Genomic DNA, 16,507 nt, shown 5'->3' on the forward strand with positions numbered 1-16,507 from the left:
GGAGCGGATAGGATTTATCTAGGTTTGTGTTTTTAATCAAACCAGTTTGTTTTGGAGAGTTTCCTGCCGCTTATCGAGTTAATCTTACCGGATTTTATAATTGAGAATTACTTACTGACCCATGTAGAGAAGTCAGAGGAACGTTATCACGTCTATTTGGAAGAGAAAAATTATCCAGAAGCTGATCCAATAAAGGCAGACTTGCTCTCCAAAGGTTATTTCCCCACCATTACCCTGCAGGATTTCCCAATTCGGGGCCACAAGGTATTCCTTCATATTAAACGTCGTAGGTGGCTCAATACCAAGACTGGCAAAGTTGTCCATAGAGACTGGACAGAAGTAGCAGAAGGCACGCGAATGACTATTGAATTCGCGGATTTTTTAAAAGAAATTGGTGGATACGAGGGCTAATGATATTTGGAGCATTGGTCGTTTCTATGGCGTTGATGGTAGGGCTTTGCTACGGCAGTATCGTGATTTTCAGAGTGGATTTAAAGATTGGAAGCAAAGAGGTCATGCAAAAAAATGGCTCTTGTATCCCGAAAACCTAGGATCTCATCTATCGATCGACGAAACCAGTCTTTCGCACGGCGAATTGTATACAATCCTTACCAATAAATCTGCCAAAGGTGGCCGTGGCAGCATTGTAGCAATAGTGGCTGGAACTAAGGCAGAAGCAGTGATTGAAGTACTTCGCAAAATCCCGGAACCACTGCGGAAGAAAGTGTCAGAAATCACCCTGGACATGGCGGGCAGTATGTCCTTGATTGCCAAGCGATGCTTTCCACGGGCGGTGCGAGTGACTGACCGTTTCCATGTTCAAAGACTCGCAGTTGATGCCCTCCAAGATATCCGGATCAAACATCGCTGGGAAGTCCTGGATCAGGAAAGCGATGCTATTGAGCAGGCTAAAATGTCTCAGAATGAATATCATCCAGAGATATTATCTAATGGCGACACCATTAAACAGCTACTGGCTCGAAGCAGGTACGCGCTATACAAAAAGCCCAATACCTGGACAGACAGCCAAAAAGAACGCGCCCTGCTTCTTTTTGAACGCTTCCCCGATTTGAAAAAAGCGTACGAGCTAACGATAGGGCTCAGTAACATCTTCACGACTACAACGGAAAAAATATATGGGTTGACCAGATTAGCCAAATGGCATGAAAAGGTCCGGCAATCTGGCTTCAAGTCATTCAATACCGTAGCCCGCTCGATTGAAAACCACTATAAGACAATCGTTAATTACTTTGATAACCGCAGCACTAACGCATCTGCCGAATCCTTCAACGCGAAAATCAAAGCGTTCAGAGCACAGTTCAGAGGGGTAAGAAACGTTGAGTTCTTCCTGTATCGCCTTACTCAATTATATGCTTAATCCAAGTTGCTCCACAAGTTTTGGTCTTGAGCCCAAATACCTTAAATGAGGTTGAAACCCGCATTGCTCCGCTTCAATTCGGCTCTCTGGTGGTTTTCAAATTGTGCTTATCCGCTCTCTTAGCCATTTTGAAAGGGTACAAAACCCTCAATTAAATAATTACACACTCAGATGGCTGCCCGATCCTGACTTCGAAGACCGATCCGCAAAGGCTGGGGAACGTTCCCGATGCAATTTTATTCTATAAGGAAAAGAAATATTTATATTGGTTTGTAGTATATTTGGTTCGCGCGATAGAATAACTTTTTGAATAACCATAAATAAATGCAGGTTTAATGCTCACTAATTTTTACAATCTATGAATTTTCTACTAAAACTTGTTTTTGCAGCAGGGTGTGTCAGCCCGGTTGTGGCGGCTTCGAATGATGACAGTAGAGTTTTGCCTTTTGACACCGACAAGGTGCTGGTGGAGAGCGGGGACAGGATTAATAATCCCTATGCGCTAGCCGACAAGCCATTTACAATAGCAACCGAGGCTCCCAACAGAGTGGCTGCGCCGGCTGCTGCTGCCGTATTGTGCGGTGGCGAAACGTGGGTTCATGGGGATTTGCTGGGAAGGACAAACGATGACCAGCCGGTTTATACCCATATTGTTGAAAATCGGGTCTACCTTAATTGGAATGGTAAAATAGAAAGCAATATTGATATTATCTACAACCTAAAAGGAGGCAGATACCCGCATAATTCCACAAACGAAGCGATTATAAAGGGCTGTATCAACAGGCCAGACCCGAGTACTGCGCCGCAGAACCTGCTGGGTACCACCGGCGACGGAAGAATCACCTGCAACGGACATGTAATGGATAATCTGGGTTTGCTGGGAGTTTTCGTGCAGGATGGCAGGTCAACCTATCAATATACGAAGTACGTAAATGGAAAGTTGTATGTAATGATCAAGCAAGGTATTGATGATGAGCGTACTACTAACTACAATATGAGCCTGATGCCGGAGACGATCAACAAGGAGCATGGTAGTTACATGGCCTCAAAATGGGATGGTGTGTTTACAAGAGTAATGCTGGATGGTTGCTATTGGCCTGGCGATGTCAAAACCGGGACTATCGTTAATCAGAATAATTGCGAATCAGGGCCGACTTTGTCAGGAATCACAAACATCACTCAAACTGCATTGCGCTTCACATTCACCGGCAATGGGATCAGTACTGTGAAATGGAGAATTGAATCGGGCAATACCGAATTGCGTTCAGGCACTACCGCTGATCTTGCTGGCGGTAAAACTGTCAATATCAATTTCAACTCTCTGGCCCCGGGTAATTATTCGCTTGAAATTGAAGGCGCAAGTTGCACTTCTACAATTTCCAGAAGAGATTTCACAATCAATGAGCCGGTTGTAACTATCCCTGACTGCGTGAACGGACCTGCGGTTTCATCGTTCAGTTCCATCACGCCACAAAGTATGACGGTAAATTTCGGCGGCGATAACCTGCGGACTTTTTCATGGCGTATTTTACAAGGTTCTTATGCAGTAGCTAGCGGCGCGACAGGTAAGCTGGGTGGAAATTCTGCTCCGGTAACATTCAATTATCTGAAAAACGGTACATATACTTTCGAAATGAGGGCTTTGGATTGCAAGGCACCAGCTGTTGCCACAAGAAATTTTTCGGTGTCTGCTACTGATACCCGCACAGCTTGTCCGAAAGGGCCGACCATGCAATCTCTGATAAGCTCAGGTGATACACGGGTAGAATTCCTTTTTGATGGAGAAGGCATTTATGCGATCGACTGGAAGATTTTGAATGATCAGAATGTCGCTGTTCGTCAGAACCGGGTAGCTCCGCAAAATAATCACCCGATTGTCGATTATGCCAAACTGCCGAATGGTGTTTATACAATGCAAATTCAAGGCGGATTGTGTAAATCGACTGCTACTGCTGAGCGTTTCAGCATTGGTGTTCCGCTGCCTATTTACGTCTCACACTTCAAAGGTGAAGTTGTTGAAAAAGGTGTTGAGCTTTCGTGGGAAGTGGTTTCAGAGCAGGACGGAAAAGAGTTTGAAATACTCCGTTATGACGATAAATTGAAAAATGAAGAAGTACTTGGTACCGTTTCCCTGACTGACCAGCGCACTGGATGGTACAAGTTTGTAGATGAAAGCCCGCTACTCGGCAATAATTATTACCAGTTGAAGCAAATCGATATCGATGGTACTTTCACAAAAAGCAAAGTCATTTCGGTTAATCCCGGTATAATTCAGGGAACGGTGGTAGCACCAAACCCTGCGCAGGATTATGTGGATATCCAGTTTTCTTCACGCTCAGCCGGTCAAACGGAAGTGTTGATCTATAATGCGGCCGGCGTGAACGTTGGCTCATCCCCGATCAGGATTTCGGAAGGTAAAAACGTGCATCGCATCAACGTAAAGAGATTGGTTTCAGGAAGCTACTTCATGAAAATCTCTCACAGCGGTCAAATTTCAAGTTTGCGTTTTACTAAGCTGGATTGATTTTCACTTAATAAATAGTGAAAGAGCCGCTCAGCAATGGGCGGCTCTTTTTGTTTGACTGGCAGTGATTACCTTTTAATCCGTTCTCAAATTTCCTTTCCATCAATTCCGGCAATTTCCTCCAAAGCGAGAGTAACCATCTCAATCCGATCGACGTGCCCGCGTTTGGGATCGGAGAATGCCTGTCCGACAGACCGCATATATGCCTCACCGTCGCGGGTATTGAAGAATGGATCGTGCCTGGCAAGCTTGTCGCGCCAGTTTGTTCCTACGATTTTCTTGGCTTCCGCAAACCTTAATAGTAACCGTTGCTTAATCGAACTGCCCGTGCGCTGAATTGAAGTTGTTTCCATGTGCATAATGTGTAATTTGCGTTATACAGGTTTTGATTAGCAAATATAATTCATTTTGAATTAAAAATATTTGAAATGAATTAAAATTATTCTTTTTGATGGGATTGTTTGATTTTAACAGAGTCGTAAAACTCAGGACTTTTCTACAACTAAGTGAGACCCAATTCGCTAAAAGAATAGGTATGGCGCAGGCTACATACCATAGATTTGAAAAAGGTACTGCGAGTCTAAATGCAGATGCTATCGGAGAAATTGTTCGAATCTTCAATGTTGACCCTTTTTGGCTGCTATTAGGTGTAGGAGGCGCAGAGCCTATTTTTTCAGAGACGAAAGAACTTTCTAATCATATTAATATCAGCAAAGACGAATTCATTGAATTGCAGCGAAAGGCATTGCGGCAGGAGGATAGGATTAGGGAGTTGGAACAAATAGTCGCTCAAATCAAAAAATAAACTTGACAAAGGTCGCAAATTTGCGACCTTTGTGTTTTACTCACACACTATATCTTTATGAATGCTAAGCAGCTAATCAAATTGCTGGAAGAAAGCGGTTGGCAGGAAGTGAGATGCAAGGGAAGTCATCGGATTTTCAAACATCGGGAAATTCCCGCAACGATTCCAGTTGCATGCCATGGGAGTAAAGATATTCCTATTGGGACACTTAACAAGATCCTGAAAATGTCGGGCTTAAAATGAGACTGTTATGAAACTATCAATTATAATAGAAAAGGGCGACGATGAACTTTGGGGTCGCATTGAAAACATCCCCGATTATCTTCCTGTTACAAGTGGGAAAGTGCTGGACGAAGTTACTGATAACCTGAAAGAGTTGCTGGAAGACTTTCTTATCGCTGATGGGAAAACCTACGATGAATGGCGCTCTATCAATATTGAGGATATTGAGTTTGAATATGTGTACGATCTGAGCGCTTTTTTCGAAATTTTCGATGATGTAAAGGTTGGCGCACTCGCAAAGCGAGCCGGTATAAATCCTTCGCTTGTAAGACACTATGTTGCCGGTACAAAGTATCCGTCGGCCGCCCAGACAAAGAAAATAGAAGTCGCTGTTCACGAACTCGGTGAAAAACTGAGGGAAGTTGTTTTGGCTTAATTTACAAATCCTACTCAGGCTGCAAAGCCTGCCCCTTCCACCATTCCTCCCAAACCTGCTCGCCGTCCAAATCTACTTTCTGCCCGATTAGTGGCGTTACAAGGGGCATATTTTGCTTTTTGGCTTCGATAGCGGCTCTTTGAATAGGTTCGTTCCAGTCGTGGAGAGCCAGGGAGAATTTGGCCCAGTGAACAGGCATTAATTTCCTGGCGTGCAGCTCTTTTGCGGCTGTTACAGTTTCTTCCGGCATCATATGAATGTATTTCCAGGCTTCATTGTACTGGCCGCATTCCAATAATGCAAGGTCGAATTCGCCGAATTGCTCACCGATCTTTTTGAAATGGTGATCATAACCCGAATCGCCGCCGATGAATATCTTTTTAGTGGGCGTTTGCAAGACCATTGAAACCCAAAGCGCTTTATTCCGGGCAAATTCCCTGCCCGAAAAATGCCGCCCGGGAGTAATATGTACTTTAAAATCCCCACCCAGATCGACCGTTTCATTCCAGTCTTTTTCAGTGATTTTGGCAGGTTCGTAACCCCAGTATTCAAAATGCTCGCCGGTGCCGAGGCCGGTGATTACCTGTTTTACTTTCGGTTTCAGTTCCAGGATCGTTTTGTAGTCCAGGTGATCGTAATGATCGTGGGAAATGAGCAGATAATCGATTGCAGGGAAGTCCGCCACAGCGTAAACGTCACTGCCTTTAAAGCTGGGAGTGGTAAAACGAATAGGGGAGGCGCTGCCGCTCAGTACGGGATCTACCAGGAAAGTCTTGCCATCGATTTGCATAAAATACGATGAATGTCCAAACCAGATCAATACGTTTTCTTTCGGATCAAGTCTAAGTAAATCAGTCTTTTGCGAAGGAATAAGCGCGTCGGGAATATTGAATTTGCTTTTTCCAAAGAAAAACTTGGTCATCACTTTCAGATAACTCGACCCCTCAGCCAGGGCCGGGGTATTACTTTGATTTTGAAATTCGCCACCACGAAAATTCGGCGATTGTTTGATCCTTTCCAGTCGCGCGCCGGTCGGTTTTCTTCCAAATTGAGGTTGCCGCATAAATATGAAGACACCGGCCACCAGTAGCGCCAGTAGAATTAAGAATAACATGAAGATTTTTTTAAGACGTTTCATCGATTGTTAACGGGGGCAATTAATCAGGAAGGTAAAAGTTTTAAGCACCTCAAACACTTTCTTCTGTATTTTTGGTCAGCACATTCTTCATCCCATAATTGTCTGCTATGAAAATAAGTTTCCTTTCTTACATTTTGCTTTTATGCTCATTTTCAGCATTCGCTCAAAATGTCGCTGTGCAAGACACCGGCTTTGTCCGGAGCAATTATAAAAAGACAGAACAATACATTACCATGCGCGACGGCGTGAAACTTTTCACCGCCATATATACGCCAATCGATTCGTCTCAGACCTACCCGATTTTAATGCAGCGCACGCCTTATTCGATCCGACCATACGGAGTCAATAACTATCGTCGCGCGTTGGGACCTAACGCGCATTTGATGAAGGAGAAATACATTTTCGTCTATCAGGACGCACGAGGAAGGTATAAAAGTGAAGGTACTTTCCGCGAAATGACGCCGGCGATTGCGAATAAGAAAAGTAAAAAAGACGTAGACGAATCAAGCGATACTTACGATACGATCGAGTGGCTTTTGAAAAACACGAAAAGTAATGGGAAGGTAGGCCAGTCGGGCATTTCGTTTCCAGGCTATTATTCGTCGGCCGCATTGCCCGATGCGCATCCGGCCCTAGTGGCAGTTTCGCCGCAGGCGCCTATGTCGGATGAATTTATCGGCGATGACTGTTACCACAATGGCGCATTTTTCCTGATGGATAACTTCGGTTTTTACAGTGGTTTTGACGGACCGAAAAGTGCCGACGGACAGAATTACCAAAGTCATTTCCAGGCCAGTTACAGCGACGCTTACCAGTATTTCCTCGATTTTGGCCCACTAAAAAAATCAAATGCCGCGCCTTATTTCGCTGATCCGAATAGCATCTGGAGACAAACTACCGCGCATCCGGTTTACGATGAATTCTGGCAGTCGAGGAATATCAAAAACCATTTAAAAAATATCAAACCTGCCGTTTTGGTAGTAGGAGGTTGGTTTGACGCGGAAGATTTGTATGGTGCATTGAAAACCTACGCGGCGATCGAAAAACAGTCTCCCGGCAATAATAACAGACTTGTGATGGGCCCGTGGACGCACGGTGGCTGGGCGGCACCGGAATGGAAGGGATTTGCGCAGTACCAGTTTGGCGGCGATGTCAACAAGTATTTTCAGGAAGAGATCGAGACTAAATTTTTCAATTTTTATCTGAAAGGAAAAGGAAGTTTTGACTTGGCGGAGGTTACCGTTTTTGAAACAGGGTCGAACCAATGGAAACATTATAAAGAATGGCCGCCGATTAGAGTCCGCCCAACAATCTACAACTTCGCCGGTAATGGAAAAATGGCTCCTGCTAAACTTTTGTCGAAACCAAGTTCCACCAGTTATGAAAGTGACCCTGCTAAACCAATTCCATATACCAACGTAATTGGTGCGCGAAGAAATAACGAATATATGGCGGAAGACCAGCGTTTTGCCTCCCGCAGGCCTGATGTGCTGAGTTTTCAAACCGATTCTTTGACAGAAGACCTTACATTAACCGGTGAAATTGTAGCCAACCTGATGGTTTCGATGACAGGTTCGGATGCTGATTTTATCGTCAAAGTGATCGACGTTTGGCCGGCTAACTCCACGGTTCCTGCGCTCAAAGAAGGCGAGCGGCCAGTGCAAATGGGCGGCTATCAGCAAATGGTGCGCTCGGAAGTGCTGAGGGGAAAGTTCAGGAACAGTTTTTCAAAGCCTGAGCCATTTACGAAAGACAAGGTGGAGAAAGTAACGGTGAAGCTCAATGAAGTCGCACATACTTTCAAAAAGGGCCACCGGGTAATGGTGCAGATCCAGAGCAGCTGGTTTCCCCTGGTCGATCGCAATCCTCAGAAATTCATCAACATTTTTGAGGCAAATGAATCCGATTTTCAGAAGTCGAGAATCACAATTCACCACGATGCTGCCAATAGCAGCCACATTGTACTGCCGGTAATGCATTAAATTTTAATCCCATAGCGCTGAAATTGATGAAGAAATTGAGCCGGCTGATTTCGATTTGCCTGATTTTACTGCTTTCAATCGGCCAAACGTCTTTTGGGCAAAATCCAAAATTCAGGGTGCTGGCGATGGCTGAGCCGGGCGGGCATCATATTGCCTATTCAAAAAGAGCCAAACCCTGGCTGGATTCGCTGGCTGCAAAAAGCAATTTTACTATTGAATACATTGACAAGACAGATTCGATTACAGAGAAATATTTAAGTCAATATCAGCTTATTATCCAGCTCGATTACGTTCCCTACGGCTGGAAACCCGAGGCAGCGGCGGCCTTTGAAAAATATGTAAATGAGGGAAAAGGCGGCTGGATCGGTTTTCATCACGCTACTTTGCTAGGAGAATTTGACGGTTTTAAGATCTGGCCGTGGTTTTCTGATTTTATGGGCGGTATTCGCTACAAGAATTACATTGCCGATTTCGCTGCTGCGACGGTTAACGTGGAGCAGCGAAAACATCCGGTTATGAAAGGCGTTCCCGCTTCGTTTTCGGTTGAAAAAGAGGAATGGTATACCTACGACAAAAGTCCGAGACCCAATGTGGAAGTGATCGCAAGCGTGGATGAATCGACTTACTCTCCCGATTCAAAAATAAAAATGGGCGATCATCCTGTGATTTGGTCTAACCCAAAAATGAAGGCGCGTAATGTCTACATTTTCATGGGTCACTCGCCGGTTTTATTTGAAAGTGAGGCTTACAAGACGATTTTCAGGAATGCTATTTTCTGGGCAGCCGGGCAATAGTTTTGATAAAAGTAGCGCCCTACTTAATCCCTTTCCGCTTTTTATAATCCTGGTAACGCTGGTTATATTCCTTTAAATCGGCCTCTTTGAAGCTTTTTTCGTAACGCGCAGGTAAGTTCAGACGCTCCTGCATTTGCAGTGTATTGGAAAGCTCGGTCAGCGTATTCACTCCTTTTTTGTCTTTTTCAAGATCGAATGCATCGTATAGATCTCCGTTCACGGTGTAAGCTTTGAAGGATAATTTATCGTTCACAATGCTGATCGCCTGGTATAACTGCGTGTTGGAGGCAGCCCGGTCCATCCAGTCCTGCAAGCCGATATCGTACATTTTTGGTCCGCTTACAGAGACGACATAAATCGGCCCATCGGGTTTCTTCCGACTCTGACCGACCGGAATATTGATACCGCGTCCATACGTGTGATCGTGGCCTTGCAACACAATATCGACCTTGTGTTTCCTATAAAGCGGCTCCATTTTGTCCCGCCACTCATCGTTGTCGCGACCTTGTTTGGTGGAGTAGATCGGGTGGTGGTGAATGACAACATTCCAGCGCTGCGGATTTTCGGTGATTACTTTTTCAAACCATGCGGCTTGCTCGTTCAGCGACTTTTTTCCCGAAGTAGCTTCTTCTGAATTTAAGAAAATAAACCTTTTGCCCTGGTAATCAAGATAGTAGGCAGTTTCAATTAAATCTTCCGGACCATTTTCAGGTAATGCAAATTGTGGCCGCCAGTGTTTGGACACTTTCTCTTTCAAACCATCTTTGTAATATTCATGATTGCCCGGTGTGGCCAGATTTGGTACCATTCCATTGATCCAGCCGCCCGCCTCAAACCATTCGCCCCATTCGTAATCGTTATTAGACCGGTTGATCAGATCGCCCGCGTGGATCATAAAATTGGCTTTCGGCAAAGTTGAATATGCCCCTCGCACCGCCCGCGACCACAAGCTTCTGACATCATTTTGCGCATCTCCAAAATAAAGGAATGAAAGCGGCGCAGATTGGTCAGAAGCCGTCGTAAAATGAAACCATTCGCTCCAATTTTTTCCATCGCCCACCCGGTAAACATATTGCGTCGCAGGTTTGAGGTCTGTGAAGTTCACTTCATGATACAATGCCGTATGCTCATCAAAAACCGCCTTTTGCGTAACAGCTTTAACAATTTTCGCCTTATCCGTAAAATCCGGCGACGGATCAGCTTCGTGAATAGCCGCGACAGCTTCCTTAATCGTCGTATCAGTGCGCCAGTTGACAGCCTGGGAAATTGCAGGATCTCCTTTATACCCCAGAATAACTCGGTCTGGGAATGCAGTCGGGAGGTATGTTTTGTTTTGGGCAAAAGTTGCTGATACTGAGAGCAGCAGGAGATAAAGACTAGTCAAAAAGCGATATAAATGCATAACGATCGGTAGTTTCACTACAATTATACCGGTTTAAGGAGCGATAGGGCTAGTTCGATTTCTAATTTTACAAATTAATCATATTAACAAATGGACGTAGTTAATATTTCTTTCTAACAATTTCACACTGTGAATAAAAAGGAACTTCAAATACAGATCGGGCAAAAGATCATTTCACTTCGAACCGAAAAAGGTTGGAGTCAGTCCGATCTGGCAAGAGCTTGTGGAAAAGACAGGCAGGCGGTCGAAAAAATTGAGAATGGGAAAGTCAACCCGACGATCTATACATTGCAGGAAATCGCGGAGGCTTTGCAAGTGCCCCTTGTTAGATTCTTTGAGAGCTAGTTGGATCGGATCGACGCGGGTAGCGTTAAGAAAAAACGAGAGTGATTGTCGCTAGAAGGTGAACCAGTTACGGAAGATACTGTTCTTTAAAACGGTTACCATACCTTTGTATTAAAAGATAACCTTCGTTTTGCAAAAGAAAACACTCTTCGTCACGCCGCCATTTACCCAGCTTAATACACCTTACCCGGCTACGGCTTACTTGAAAGGGTTTTTGAATACGCTGGGGCGGGAATCTTATCAGGCTGATCTCGGCATTGATGTGATCCTGGAATTGTTTTCTGCAAAAGGTTTAGGCGAACTTTTCCGCCAGCTCGAAGATTCCGACGCGGAACTGACTGAAAATAGCTTTCGGATCTATTCCCTCCGCGACGAATATATCAGCACCATCGACCCGGTGATCCGTTTTCTCAAAAACAAAAATCCAACCCTCGCGCACAGTATTTGCGACCGCAGCTACCTGCCCGAAGCCAGCCGTTTTCAGCAGCTGGAAGATATGGATTGGGCGTTTGGGACAATGGGGATTCACGATAAGGCGCGGCATTTCGCGACGCTTTATCTCGAAGATCTGGGAGATCTGATCCAGGAAGCGATCGATCCGCATTTCGGTTTTAGTCGGTATGCCGAGCGTTTGGGGCGGTCGGCTACTAGTTTTGATGAAATGGAGCAGGTGCTGGAAATGCCGGATACGCTTTTGTCGCAGACTTTGAAAGATGTTTTGGAAAGAAAATTGCAGCAATATCAGCCTGATATCGTCTGCATTTCTGTTCCTTTTCCCGGGAATCTGTACGGAGGCTTTAAATGTGGCCAATATTTAAAACAGCATTATCCTGCTATTAAAGTAGTTATGGGCGGCGGTTTTCCGAATACAGAGCTGCGCTCACTAAAAGAATCAAAGGTTTTTAATTATATCGATTTTATCTGTCTCGACGACGGCGAGGCGCCATTAATGTCCCTGCTCGATCACCTCGACGGCAATCGGGAGGCGGGACAGATGAAGCGGGTTTATTCGCGCGTCAATGGCGAGGTGATTTACCACAATGGCGCGAGGGAAAGGGATATTGCGCAAAGAGATACCGGTACGCCGGATTACAGCGACTTGCCGCTCAATGATTATTTGTCTGTAATTGAGATCGTTAACCCCATGCACCGGCTTTGGAGCGACGGTCGCTGGAACAAGCTCACACTCGCCCACGGCTGCTATTGGGGGAAATGCACTTTTTGTGACATTTCGCTCGATTATATCCGCCGCTACGAGCCAATGACCGCCGGGCTGCTCTGCGATCGCATTGAAGAAATCATCGCACAAACGAGTCAAAACGGTTTTCATTTTGTAGACGAAGCCGCGCCGCCTGCCTTGCTGCGGGATTTGGCATTGGAAATTATCCGTCGAAAACTGACAGTAGTTTGGTGGACCAATATTCGGTTTGAAAAGAATTTTACGCACGATCTTTGCCTGTTGCTGAAAGCTTCGGGTTGCATTGCAATCTCCGGCGGGTTGGAAGTTGCCTCCGACCGGCTATTGGAAAAAATGAAAAAGGGCGTGAATGTCGCCCAGGTTGCGCGGGTTGCGGATGCATTCACGCAGGCGGGGATTATGGTGCACGCATATTTAATGTACGGTTTTCCTACACAAACCGCCCAGGAGACGATCGATTCGCTGGAAATGGTGCGGCAACTTTTTCAGGCTGGGATTGTTCAATCGGGTTTCTGGCACCGGTTTGCGATGACGGCGCATAGTCCGGTAGGGTTGCATCCAGAGGAATTTGACGTCATGCGATTGGGACCTGATACCGGCCGGTTTGCCAATAACGATCTCGAACACGATGATCCGCTGGGCGCTGAGCACGAGCGTTTTTCGGAAGGTTTGCGGAAATCGTTGTTCAACTATATGCACGGCGTTTGTCTGGATTTTCAGCATTCGCGCTGGTTTGATTTCAAAGTGCCGGTTACTTCCATTCCGCCCAATTATATTGAAAGAAGTATCAGCGAGCTGCCAGATGTGATCAGTCGCCCGAATGCATTGGTGGTTTGGCTGGGAAGCTTGCCGGAAATGGGTGTATTTGAAGAGCAGCGGGGAAAAAGGATAATTGAAGTAGCTGAACTTGTATTCTTTAATAAAAAGAAAGAATGGGCGATTGAGGCGGATGTTGCGATCGGGGAGTGGCTGGTAAATATATTTTCTAAGCTACTGATTTCCAGTTCTGAACCTTTTTATTTTGATAAGTTTATAAAGGAATTCGAGCTTGCTGGTTTAGGGAATTTTGAAATATTTACCCAAAGCAAAACCTGGCAGGATCTGCGCGCAGGAGGTTTGCTTGTCTTATAATATACTAGTATTTCAGCACCTCAAAAGTATTCAATGCGTCGTCAAAAATGGTGAACACGGCAGGATAGCCAACATCAACCCGACCTATTTGATTGGCCAGATTTAGTGCTTTCGCCGGCCGGATCGTCGCCATTTCGATCGCTTCCTGCAAAGGTATTCCCACAATCTGAACTGCATTTCGAACTGCGTCGGCAAGGGAAATCGTCGCGCCGGCGAGGTTACCGTCGGAGTTGGTGTAGCGGCCGTCTTTCAGGTAAGCGTCAAACTCACCCCACTTAAATTCCGTCACTTTTTCGCCCAGGAACAGTGCGTCAGAAATCAGGAAAAGCTTGTCTTGTTTAATCTTATATGCGACACTCGCCGCGCCGAAATCGCAATGCACGCCGTCGATAATCAGCGGCGCGTACACGGATTCTGTATCAAAAGTGGCTCCTACCAGTCCGGGAGCTCGGTGCCCAAATGCTGACATCGCATTATATAAATGCGTAACCAGGTTAATACCCTGCGAAAATGCCTTGGTAGCCTCGTCGTAAGTTGCATTGGAATGCCCGGCGGAAACGGTAATATCCGAGTCGAGCAGCATTTGGATCTGCTCTTCGGTAAACATTTCCGGCGCAATCGTGATCAGGCGAATTACCCCTTTTCCCACCTCAATAATCTCTTCCAGTTCATGGTTGAGGGGTTTTCTGACAAAGCCCGCCAAATGCGCACCGCGTTTGACCGGGTTCAGGTACGGACCTTCCAAATGCATTCCCAATACGCCTGAACCAGGATTTTTCTCCATGAAGCTTCTTGTTGCTTCGATACCTTTCAGGATATTTTCGTGCGGAGAAGTAATGAGCGTGGGCAGTACGTAAGCGGCGCCGGTTTTTACACTTGCCGAATAAATGTCTTCAATCGTCTCTTCGTCAGCGCGTTCGGTGAAATAGTATTTTTCACCTCCGTTGATGTGGCTGTCGAAAAAGCCGGGAGCCAGGTTGGCAACGTGCGTTATATGAGAGCCTGGCTCCGCATATTCCATTCCTGCAACCTGGCCGTCCAATATCTTAATGAGCTGATTTTCAAGAACTTCTGATCCGGTAAAAACCCTTTCGGCAAACAAGTGAGCTGACATGAATCGATTTTGAGATTTGGCAGTATCAAGAAACAAAAAATGGACAGCGCTTCAAAATGCTATTTAATTATTATATCAAATCTGGTCAAAAGACCGGCCAGGTCGGAGGATAGAAATTTGGCTTTTCGGATGTTATTGGAAGCGGGGTCGATCGTAAAGTTTTTGCTGGTCGAGAAATCGAGACCTGCCAGATTAGTATTGTCAAAAACTGCGTCCCAGAAGTCGCAATCGTGGATTTTGCATTTGGACAAATCAGCCTGGGTGAAATCTGCGCCGTGGATCTTGCATTTAGTGAAAAAGGATTTACTCAACTTTTTCCGTTCAAAAATGGCGTAGTCCAGAATGCATTCTTCAAATTTTACAGCAAATGCGAAGTCTTTCGATTCCGAAAAATTCACCCCGGTCAACTTACAGTTACTGAATAGGATATCCGAGAATTTGCAGTTTTTGACCAGCGCGTTACTCAGGTTACAATTCTTGAAAACACAATCCATAAAGTCGATGCCCGACAAATCCGAAAATGTGCAGTTGTTGAATGTTACCTGTTCGTAGGCAGATTCTCCGGGTTTTCTTTCCGTGAAGTCGACGTTATTGATTGATTCCAAAAGGTTTAAGTATTGGTAAGAGGAAAAATCAGAGGTATTTCTTAATGATCGATTTAAGCTGATCAGCCTGCACCACACCCGACTGGCGCCACATGGGTTTGCCGTTTTTAAAGACGATCAAAGTAGGTACGCCCTGGATTTTATATGCATTGGCGGCCGACTTATTTTTATCCACATCCACCTTAATAATTGTTGTGGAATCTCCTAAATCAGCTTTTACCTGATCCAGGATAGGTTTCATCATTTTACAGGGCCCGCACCATTCTGCCGAAAAATCGACAAGGACAGGCTTATTTCCATTGATCAGTTCCGCGAAAGTTGCCATGGTTTTGAGTTTTGGTTCAAAAAGATAAAGTGAATAAATCCTTTATAACTAACTCAATTTGTCCTTTAAAAATTTCCCAAATCTCATTTCTACGAACTCGTATGTAAAATGGGAATAAATAATAGTAAGCAAAATGGAGGATAAGAGCGAAATCGCGATCATCAGGTCCGTGGGCTGCGATTTGATAAACCGGAAGAGCACCACATTCACGAATATCAGTACCAAGGCGTGATTGAGGTAGATGGAGTAGGATATTTTGCCTAGATATTGAAAAGGCCTGCTGGAAAGCATTTGTTTGATAGTTCCCTTTGAGCTCGCAAAAATGATGATACCTGCTGCAAAAAGCGGCGGAAAGATCAGTTTACATAAATTAAGCTGCCAGTGATGGACAAAATACATAGCGGCAAGCAGCACGATCAGGAATGGGACTTCTAGTGCTGTAAGTTGAAAGGTTTTTCTGGCCAGGATAAAATGGGTGAAAATGCCGAGGCAAAAGCAAAGCAAACCTCTTACAAAACCATAATCGTAAGCCAGCAGATATTCGCCTCTTGCATAGATAAAAATCGCAGATAAAATCGTGATTAATACAAAGGCCAGATACTTAAACCGGGGTAATAGAAGGATTACCAACCCAAAAACCACATAGGAAATCATTTCGGCTGAAATAGACCAGGAAGGATAGTTGTTGCTGATCCAGGATCCGAATATGGGCGTGGAACCCATGAAAGTGAGCGCGTCAAATGCAGTGAAAAAATAGTAGGAGAGCCCGAGGCTGCCGACATTCTTCATCGAACTCTGATCACCCAGCAAATTGGCCATTACAAAAATCACTTCTGTATAGAACAGTAGCGGGTAAAGCCGGATAAAGCGTTTTTTAAGGAATTGAAAAAAATCCCGCTGCGTGTGAATGCGGCCGACGTAATTTAATGCGATTACAAAACCGCTTAATACGAAGAAGAAGTCAACAAACAGGCTTGCATTGATAACGAAGAAGTTATTGTAGAGATAATGGTCTTTGAATGCGTTGTGATGATGTGCGATGACCAGTACCGAAAATATGCCCCGTAATCCATCCAATTGTTCGACTCTGCCTTTCATGAGAATGATT

General features: G+C 45.0%; 17 protein-coding genes. 10 read left to right on the forward strand and 7 right to left on the reverse strand.

Features of this window, described 5'->3' with window-relative positions:
* Nucleotides 1-51 precede the first annotated feature (51 nt).
* The 3 genes from FXO21_RS16115 to FXO21_RS16125 all read left to right on the forward strand — a co-directional run bounded on the left by FXO21_RS16115 (nucleotide 52) and on the right by FXO21_RS16125 (nucleotide 3,902).
* On the forward strand, nucleotides 52-411 hold the full coding sequence (locus FXO21_RS16115; protein WP_149638820.1) for an ISAon1 family transposase N-terminal region protein: 360 nt from the start codon (nucleotides 52-54) through the stop codon (nucleotides 409-411).
* Complete coding sequence (locus FXO21_RS16120) at nucleotides 395-1,378, forward strand: ISAon1 family transposase (protein ID WP_225865555.1); 984 nt, start codon at nucleotides 395-397, stop codon at nucleotides 1,376-1,378. Before FXO21_RS16115 ends, FXO21_RS16120 begins: the two co-directional genes overlap by 17 nt.
* 358 nt (nucleotides 1,379-1,736) lie before the next feature.
* Nucleotides 1,737-3,902, forward strand: a complete 2,166-nt coding sequence (locus FXO21_RS16125; RefSeq protein WP_149641036.1) for a T9SS type A sorting domain-containing protein — start codon at nucleotides 1,737-1,739, stop codon at nucleotides 3,900-3,902.
* An 86-nt stretch (nucleotides 3,903-3,988) separates the two neighbouring features.
* On the opposite strand, the gene FXO21_RS16130 is transcribed toward FXO21_RS16125, so the two are convergent.
* Nucleotides 3,989-4,255, reverse strand: a complete 267-nt coding sequence (locus tag FXO21_RS16130; protein ID WP_225865711.1) for a hypothetical protein — start codon at nucleotides 4,253-4,255, stop codon at nucleotides 3,989-3,991.
* A 98-nt stretch (nucleotides 4,256-4,353) separates the two neighbouring features.
* Here FXO21_RS16130 and FXO21_RS16135 point away from each other — a divergent pair, with 98 nt between their 5' ends.
* From FXO21_RS16135 to FXO21_RS16145, 3 genes are read left to right on the forward strand one after another with little or no spacing between them, the layout of a single operon-like run.
* Complete coding sequence (locus tag FXO21_RS16135; protein WP_149641038.1) at nucleotides 4,354-4,707, forward strand: helix-turn-helix domain-containing protein; 354 nt, start codon at nucleotides 4,354-4,356, stop codon at nucleotides 4,705-4,707.
* A 57-nt stretch (nucleotides 4,708-4,764) separates the two neighbouring features.
* Nucleotides 4,765-4,950 carry a type II toxin-antitoxin system HicA family toxin gene (locus FXO21_RS29225; protein WP_149641039.1) on the forward strand — a complete coding sequence of 62 codons (186 nt, stop codon included), beginning with the start codon at nucleotides 4,765-4,767 and terminating at the stop codon, nucleotides 4,948-4,950.
* A gap of 7 nt (nucleotides 4,951-4,957) precedes the next feature.
* Nucleotides 4,958-5,365: a helix-turn-helix domain-containing protein gene (locus FXO21_RS16145; RefSeq protein WP_149641040.1), complete on the forward strand. Its 408-nt coding sequence runs from the start codon at nucleotides 4,958-4,960 to the stop codon at nucleotides 5,363-5,365.
* Nucleotides 5,366-5,375: 10 nt separating this feature from the next.
* Here the strand turns inward: FXO21_RS16145 and FXO21_RS16150 are convergent, their stop codons facing one another.
* The gene (locus FXO21_RS16150) at nucleotides 5,376-6,479 is read right to left on the reverse strand and encodes an MBL fold metallo-hydrolase (RefSeq protein WP_149641041.1); all 1,104 of its coding nucleotides are present in this window, start codon (nucleotides 6,477-6,479) and stop codon (nucleotides 5,376-5,378) included.
* 131 nt (nucleotides 6,480-6,610) lie between these two features.
* On the opposite strand from FXO21_RS16150, the gene FXO21_RS16155 reads away from it, so the two are divergent.
* Both FXO21_RS16155 and FXO21_RS16160 read left to right on the forward strand, forming a co-directional pair.
* Nucleotides 6,611-8,485 carry a CocE/NonD family hydrolase gene (locus tag FXO21_RS16155; protein WP_149641042.1) on the forward strand — a complete coding sequence of 625 codons (1,875 nt, stop codon included), beginning with the start codon at nucleotides 6,611-6,613 and terminating at the stop codon, nucleotides 8,483-8,485.
* Between the two features lie 26 nt (nucleotides 8,486-8,511).
* Nucleotides 8,512-9,279 (forward strand): ThuA domain-containing protein, encoded by a 768-nt coding sequence (locus tag FXO21_RS16160; RefSeq protein WP_149641043.1) that lies wholly within the window; start codon nucleotides 8,512-8,514, stop codon nucleotides 9,277-9,279.
* 19 nt (nucleotides 9,280-9,298) lie between these two features.
* On the opposite strand, the gene FXO21_RS16165 is transcribed toward FXO21_RS16160, so the two are convergent.
* Nucleotides 9,299-10,681: a purple acid phosphatase family protein gene (locus FXO21_RS16165; RefSeq protein ID WP_149641044.1), complete on the reverse strand. Its 1,383-nt coding sequence runs from the start codon at nucleotides 10,679-10,681 to the stop codon at nucleotides 9,299-9,301.
* Between the two features lie 129 nt (nucleotides 10,682-10,810).
* Here FXO21_RS16165 and FXO21_RS16170 point away from each other — a divergent pair, with 129 nt between their 5' ends.
* Together FXO21_RS16170 and FXO21_RS16175 are read left to right on the forward strand one after the other, a co-directional pair.
* Complete coding sequence (locus FXO21_RS16170) at nucleotides 10,811-11,026, forward strand: helix-turn-helix domain-containing protein (RefSeq protein ID WP_149641045.1); 216 nt, start codon at nucleotides 10,811-10,813, stop codon at nucleotides 11,024-11,026.
* Between the two features lie 130 nt (nucleotides 11,027-11,156).
* On the forward strand, nucleotides 11,157-13,355 hold the full coding sequence (locus tag FXO21_RS16175) for a B12-binding domain-containing radical SAM protein (protein ID WP_149641046.1): 2,199 nt from the start codon (nucleotides 11,157-11,159) through the stop codon (nucleotides 13,353-13,355).
* Nucleotides 13,356-13,359: 4 nt separating this feature from the next.
* Here the strand turns inward: FXO21_RS16175 and nagA are convergent, their stop codons facing one another.
* Genes nagA through FXO21_RS16195 form a run of 4 tightly spaced genes read right to left on the reverse strand, consistent with a single transcriptional unit; the run spans nucleotide 13,360 to nucleotide 16,497 of the window.
* Nucleotides 13,360-14,469, reverse strand: a complete 1,110-nt coding sequence (gene nagA / locus FXO21_RS16180) for an N-acetylglucosamine-6-phosphate deacetylase (protein ID WP_149641047.1) — start codon at nucleotides 14,467-14,469, stop codon at nucleotides 13,360-13,362.
* Between the two features lie 59 nt (nucleotides 14,470-14,528).
* Complete coding sequence (locus FXO21_RS16185; RefSeq protein ID WP_225865712.1) at nucleotides 14,529-15,074, reverse strand: pentapeptide repeat-containing protein; 546 nt, start codon at nucleotides 15,072-15,074, stop codon at nucleotides 14,529-14,531.
* A 28-nt stretch (nucleotides 15,075-15,102) separates the two neighbouring features.
* The gene (trxA, locus tag FXO21_RS16190; RefSeq protein ID WP_149641048.1) at nucleotides 15,103-15,399 is read right to left on the reverse strand and encodes a thioredoxin; all 297 of its coding nucleotides are present in this window, start codon (nucleotides 15,397-15,399) and stop codon (nucleotides 15,103-15,105) included.
* Nucleotides 15,400-15,447: 48 nt separating this feature from the next.
* Nucleotides 15,448-16,497 carry an acyltransferase family protein gene (locus tag FXO21_RS16195; RefSeq protein WP_149641049.1) on the reverse strand — a complete coding sequence of 350 codons (1,050 nt, stop codon included), beginning with the start codon at nucleotides 16,495-16,497 and terminating at the stop codon, nucleotides 15,448-15,450.
* Nucleotides 16,498-16,507 lie beyond the last annotated feature (10 nt).

Source organism: Dyadobacter sp. UC 10, from assembly GCF_008369915.1.
Lineage (GTDB): Bacteria > Bacteroidota > Bacteroidia > Cytophagales > Spirosomataceae > Dyadobacter.